This is a genomic window from Rhodococcus sp. P4_B6 (genome assembly GCF_056402215.1).
Genome location: NZ_JBFUHV010000308.1, coordinates 1 through 5,747, shown reverse-complemented (window position 1 = coordinate 5,747; position 5,747 = coordinate 1). Strand labels below are relative to the sequence as shown.

The 5,747-nt window shown below is 67.5% G+C and carries 5 protein-coding genes and 2 pseudogenes; 3 read left to right on the top strand and 4 right to left on the bottom strand.

All coding sequences use genetic code 11. The features are described 5' to 3' along the window. Position 1 precedes the first annotated feature (1 nt). The 3 genes and pseudogenes from AC1DWT_RS49235 to AC1DWT_RS49225 all read right to left on the bottom strand — a co-directional run. Positions 2 to 1,117: a CapA family protein gene (locus tag AC1DWT_RS49235; RefSeq protein ID WP_206015666.1), complete on the bottom strand. Its 1,116-nt coding sequence runs from the start codon at positions 1,115 to 1,117 to the stop codon at positions 2 to 4. Beyond that, positions 1,110 to 1,499, bottom strand: coding sequence for a hypothetical protein (locus AC1DWT_RS49230; RefSeq protein WP_206016292.1), 390 nt, complete (start codon positions 1,497 to 1,499; stop codon positions 1,110 to 1,112). The genes AC1DWT_RS49235 and AC1DWT_RS49230 overlap by 8 nt, the downstream gene beginning before the upstream one ends. 150 nt (positions 1,500 to 1,649) lie before the next feature. Then, a pseudogene (locus AC1DWT_RS49225) lies at positions 1,650 to 2,222 on the bottom strand (Kelch repeat-containing protein); the annotation flags it as partial. A gap of 51 nt (positions 2,223 to 2,273) precedes the next feature. On the opposite strand from AC1DWT_RS49225, the pseudogene AC1DWT_RS49220 reads away from it, so the two are divergent. Continuing rightward, positions 2,274 to 3,063, top strand: a pseudogene (locus tag AC1DWT_RS49220) (IS6 family transposase). 518 nt (positions 3,064 to 3,581) lie between these two features. Further along, on the top strand, positions 3,582 to 3,830 hold the full coding sequence (locus tag AC1DWT_RS49215; RefSeq protein WP_241031607.1) for a hypothetical protein: 249 nt from the start codon (positions 3,582 to 3,584) through the stop codon (positions 3,828 to 3,830). Positions 3,831 to 3,996: 166 nt separating this feature from the next. On the opposite strand, the gene AC1DWT_RS49210 is transcribed toward AC1DWT_RS49215, so the two are convergent. Next, on the bottom strand, positions 3,997 to 5,025 hold the full coding sequence (locus tag AC1DWT_RS49210) for a methylmalonyl-CoA mutase family protein (protein WP_241031606.1): 1,029 nt from the start codon (positions 5,023 to 5,025) through the stop codon (positions 3,997 to 3,999). Between the two features lie 444 nt (positions 5,026 to 5,469). Between AC1DWT_RS49210 and AC1DWT_RS49205 the strand changes: the two genes are divergently transcribed. Next, a partial coding sequence (locus AC1DWT_RS49205; protein ID WP_477926058.1) for a hypothetical protein occupies positions 5,470 to 5,747 on the top strand: 278 nt, incomplete at its 3' end.

Sequence of the window (5,747 nt, the reverse complement as noted above, 5' to 3'; positions counted from 1 at the left end):
CCTACCAGTTCGCTTGTCTCCCACGGGCGACGAGGACGTCGTCCGCGCCCGCGTCGATGCGGGTGCCGAAGTCGCGGCTGATCCCGTCGAGAACCCGCCGCAGCCATTCGGTGTCACTTGTCGACGCGCGTTGCAGTTGCATCCGCCGGGATCTCATCGGCACCATTCGTAGCTCGAGCAGTTCGTGCGTGCGCGCGTCGAGGGTCACCAGGTAGAGCAGCCGCAGATCGTCGCGGTAGCGTTCGTGCCCTCGGATGCCCTCGTAGTCGTTGATCAGGTCGCCGCAGCCGTACAAGATCGGATGGCCACGATAGATCTCGAGCGGCCGCGGGTGATGGGACGAGTGCCCGAAGACCACGTCGACGCCACCGTCGACGAGCCGATGCGCGAACTCGACATGCGCGTTCGGCACGTCGTATCCCCAGTTCGAACCCCAGTGCAGAGAGACCACCACCACGTCCGTGTCCCGCCGTATCAGCCGTGTCCGGTCGAGCACACGGTCCACCTCGGCGCCGGTGGGTTCCGAAAGGTACGCGACACCGGGCCGGCCCCGGCGGGCCGCCCCGTGCGGCGAGACCCCGCTCGACGACATACCTGCCGCCCAGATCAGCAGCCGACTCGTCCCGGCCTTCACGACCACGGGACACCACGCCTGCGCCACGGTGCGCCCCGCACCGACGGTCCGCACGCCGTTGCGGGCCAGCGCGTCCAGGGTCTCCACGAGCCCATCGGCACCGAAGTCGAGAAGGTGATTGTTCGCTAGAACGCAGACGTCGATCTGCGCAGCGGTGAGCACCCCCAGGTTCGACGGATGCATTCGGTAGTTGATTCCCTTGGGCGCGAAGCGCGCACAGGTGGTGACGGTCGTTTCCAGGTTGATCACACGGGCGTGGGGCTCCGCCGCGTCGAGGACGCGCAGCGCCTCACCCCACGGCCACCCGAACCCGACGGGGCCGGGGATCGAGCCGTTCCGCTTCTCCGCCAACGCCACGTACTCGCGGGCATCGCGAACGCAACGCTCCCGCAACTCCGGGTCGCCGGGAAACGGGAGGATCTGGTCGACTCCCCTACCGGTCATCACGTCGCCGGCGAGGAACATCGTGATGGTGTCAGGCACGAACGCCGGCTCGGTCGAGCTGAGAGACCCGTTGGGGGCTCAGCTCGAGGATGACACCGATATCACGCACCGACAGACCCGATCGGCGCAGATGCGCCACCGCGGCCCGCGAGGCCCGCGCCGCACATTCCTGCGCGTGGGCGGCGGACTCGACTTGCAAGTGGGCCGCTCGGGCCTCCATGAGCGCCGCGGAATCTCCGATCTCGTAGTCGAGTTCCACCTCGACGTCCTCGGCCGGCACATCCTCGACCAGATGCACGGCCTCCGCCACGATGGCAGACACCTGATCGAGCCGCCGAGCCTGGGTGAGCACGCCTTCGACTCCCGGAACCTCCACCACCCACCAGCCGCCGCGACGGGTGGCCGTCGCCGTCACCTTCATCACGAACCACTTCCTACCCGGCCCGCATCTCGTGCGAAACTCGCCCCTCCAACGCCAAGTCTAGTCCCCCTCTACTGAGCACAACCACACTGACAGAAGACATTTAGTCTGTGTGACCGCGGGAATCTCGACCCGTCGGTACCGGCACACTCACCAGAAATCCAAGGCCTGTGCAGTCGCGGTGGACTCCGCGTGCGTGGGCCGTAGTGCACCGCCGATGGCGTAGACGGTGTGTCCGACCGTCGCAACGGACATCCCGTGCGCCCCGCTGGGCATGGGCGGCAACGGTGACCTGGTCCCCGACGCGACGTCGTAGGCCTCGACCGTCGACAGCACCCGGGTCGGCTGTTCACCACCGACCGCGACGATGCGACCGTCGATGAACGCCGCACCGAGCYCACCGCGGGGAGTGGGCATGGCAGGCAACGTCGTCCACGTTCCCGCGGCCGGGTCGAACCGCTCGACCGCGGCAGTGTTCTGGTCCGACGCCAGGTCCCGCGCACCGATCGCATAGAAGTAGGTCCCGTCCGACACTCCGGCCAGATGCTCCCGTGGCGTCGGGATGTCCGAGACGGTCGTCCACTTCGTTCCGTCGAACACTTCCGTCGTCGGTACCAGTGCGCCGTTCGCCTGTCCCCCGGCGACCACGATCCTGTCGCCGACCACGGCCGCGGCACCAGCCGCCCGCGGTTCGTTCAACGGGGGCAGGTCCACCCACGTGCCATGGCATCGTCAACTTGGCTGTGCGGGTGACCGCTGGGAGGATGGGCGACCGTGCCCAGCGCAGATTCGTCGTACAAGGGCTTCCGCTACCCGAAGGAGATCATCAGCCACGCTGTGTGGCTGTATCCCCGCTTCGCGTTGAGCCTGCGTGACGTGCAGGAACTGATGTTCGAACGCGGCGTCGTGGTCTCGCACGAGACGATCCGGCAGTGGTGCGCGAAGTTCGGCCAGTCCTATGCCAACCAGCTGCGCCGCCGCCGGCCGCGCCCTGGCGACAAGTGGCACCCCGACGAAGTGTTCATCCCGATCAACGGCGAGCGGATGTACTTGTGGCGTGCGGTCGACCAGGACGGTGTGGTGCTCGACATCCTCGTCCAGTCGCGTCGAAACACCAAGGCTGCCAAGCAGTTCTTCCGCAAGCTGCTCAAGGGTCTGCGGTACGTGCCGCGGGTGCTCGTGACAGACAAGCCGGCCAGCTACCAGGTGGCGCACCGCGAGATGCTGGCCTCGGTCGAACATCGCCGGTCGAAGTATCGTCAGCAATCGGGCCGAGAACTCGCATCAGCCGACTCGGCAACGGGAGCGCCGGATGAAGCGGTTCGCCTCACCCGGACAGACGCAACGGTTCCTGTCCGCGTTCTCCGGCATCACGGGGCACTTCCAGCTGCGGCGGCACATGTTGTCGGCATCCGACTGGCGTCGCGAGATGACGGACCGCTTCGCGGTGTGGCGCGAAATCACCGCGGCCGCCACCGCTGCCCGAACAACGCACCCAGCCAATAAATTCCGGGCAGAGGCGAGCCCAAACCGACTGCGCCGCTGCGACTATCACTCAAGTTGACGATGCCGCCGGAGAACCGGCTCGTCGCCCGCAGCCTGGAGGCCCGCTGGCAGACCAAGCTCGCCGCCCTGGCCGAGGCCGAGCGCAGCCTGGCCACAGCCAAAGGACACGCTGCCGCCGCTGCCCGGCCGGGCGGAACTCGAACGACCGGCCTGTGGCCTCCGGTCGCCGCTTGCCGCCACCGCCAGCGGCCAGTACCGGAGAGGGCGCCCTCACTCGTCCACCGAGCGCTCGGAGAACTACGCGACCTGCATCGCCGACCTCCCATCCACGAGCTCACTCACACGCGCACCATCGCGTCGCACCCACCAGTTATTGATCATTGCTCCCGATCGCACGGCCGTCCTGCTCTTCAAGTCAACGGCAAACAGGTGTGCAATGGATCTATGGACACCAAGGAACCTTCGCCCCTCGACCGTCGCCGGATAGCCCGGAAGGCCGTGGAGGCTCTCGGCGTTGGGCGCGGTGATTACGCGATCGTTCGTGTCACATGCCCGGCCAGTCATCGCGTGGCCACCGTGTATCGAACCGACGAGGGCCCCGTGATCGTGGCCGGCGGTGGTCCCGGCGCCCACGGCTCACGCGACCGTGTCGATACCGCGCATCACGGCGACCGGCTCGGCTCCGAGTATGTCGACATGCTCGAGTCCACCAGGTTCGAGGACGACGAAGTGCCGGCCCGGTGCGCGTGCGGTTCGAGGACCCTGTCGAGGGCCGAGTTGAAGCGTGCGGTCGAAACGCATACCCACGCCCTCGCGGTCCCGTAACCCACCGAGCACACCACGTGCATGCCGAGCGGGACAACTCACCCAAGCCCGCACACCGCCGTCGGCAGATGTCGCAACCCCCCGCGCCCCTCGCCGCCCGGATGTCCCGTGGACGGCGAGGGACTACCACCCCGGTCGGTGGGGGCACGAAGGTGGCTGCCCAAATTTACAACCCCGACACGCCGGAACAGGAGCACCGACGGGAGGAGACAGTTGACGACGACAAATCTGGCGATCGAGCGGGCGGCCGTTCGCGCGAAGGGGGTGCAGCAGGTCGGGCGACCGTCACGCCGGATCGATGCCCACGCGGTGGCGGCGACGTCGATGGAAACGTGCCCCGCTGCTCGTCGAGGACAATGAGGCCCCGACGCTGGAGATGGTGTTGCTCGCGGGCGGTGGAGTACCGGATGCCGCGGCTGCGGCCACGAAGTTCCTCGGCACGCGCGGCGGCGTTCTGATCGTCGAGGAGATCGTCGGCGGCGACGAGAAGCCACTCGTATGCCCAGGCGGGTCGGTGCCCCGTCGTCGAGGAGTACGGCCACCACAAAGGCGTCCACCAGGTGGAACGGGAGCCTGTCAGCCGATTCCGTACCCGCCACACGGGCGAACAACACGCTCGGCGGAGGAACGCTTGAAATGCAACTCGGCGACCCCGACAGATCACGTTCATCGCCCGTGACCGGGCGTTTGACATGCAGTCGACGATGACGTTCTCGGGCGCGTCGGCCGCCCGCGCTGTCTTGACGGCGTGCATGGGGTCGCCGGTGAACTGTCGGTAGGTGTCATGCTGTACCCGCGCCGGAACACCGGTGTTGTCGGCCCGCAGGACGCCGCACACCTGGGCGATCCGCGCCCACACCAGCCGCGCGGCACGGAACTTGGCGATGGTCTGGAACTGGTCGTCGGTCCGCAGGACCGCACAGGTGTCCCGGACCTGCTCGAGCGCCCCGCGCTGTTCGGCGGTCATCGGGGGTCGGGCAGGTGCCTCCTGCGGTGCCGATCCCGGATGTGCGTTGCCGACGGCCGACATGAGCTCGTGATGGAGCCGCCGGTTGGTGGCGAGCCACGTCTCGTCGACCGGCTCGTCGCGGAGGTACGCGGTCAGACTGCCCTGGTCGGTGTCCAACCACATGCGCGGTGCGGTCGTGCAGTCCTGCACGGTGTGCATCTGTTGTCGAACGGACACATATGTCATCGGGCCTTCCCCCTTCCGCGGTCCGGGTTCAGTGTGTGGCAGGTGCCGCTGATTCGCAGGGTAATCGGTCAATCTTGCGCACCGTTGCGCATTTTCGATCCGCGACCAACGAACGGAAGAGCCGAAACATCTCCTCGAACAAGTGCTTCCTCTCGAGGCACTCCAACGCGTCGGGGCTCACGGCTGGGTATGGCGCGCAAGGCATGACCGACCTCGCCGCCCTGACGGCCGGGATCAACTTCGCCAGCGGAGACCCCGTACGGTTCGAGTTCGACGGCACCTGATTCAGGCTGACGAAGAACGGCCCGACAGCGAGGGGGGCCACCACCAACCGGGCCCGGGAACCGGGCGTCGCGCCATCAGGGTCGAACGCGCACCGATCGGCCAGAACTCATGCTCGATCAATAGCTTCACGATCGCCGACTTAGCCTTCTGGTCAGGCTGGTGGTGGCCGGATCGATCGTCACGTTACCGGCGGGACTCGCCGCCGCACCCGCGGTGGCCTCGGTCGCCGCACCCGCGGTGGCCTCGGGTCGCCGCACCCGCGGTGGCGTCCGCCGCCGCATCGACCGCCCCGCCGGGGCAGGACCCGTGCGATCCCAACAACAACTGGCTCCTCCGGACCAAATTCAGCAGCAGATGAATATGTGCGGCAACAATGGCGGCCAAATGCAACGGGACCGGAACCGCGAGCAAAATAACCCGCCGGCACCCTTCAGGAT

Bases quoted from the DNA above. Each gene is read 5' to 3' on its own strand.
- AC1DWT_RS49230 (WP_206016292.1), bottom strand. From the start codon at position 1,499: ATGAAGGTGACGGCGACGGCCACCCGTCGCGGCGGCTGGTGGGTGGTG.
- AC1DWT_RS49210 (WP_241031606.1), bottom strand. From the start codon at position 5,025: ATGACATATGTGTCCGTTCGACAACAGATGCACACCGTGCAGGACTGC.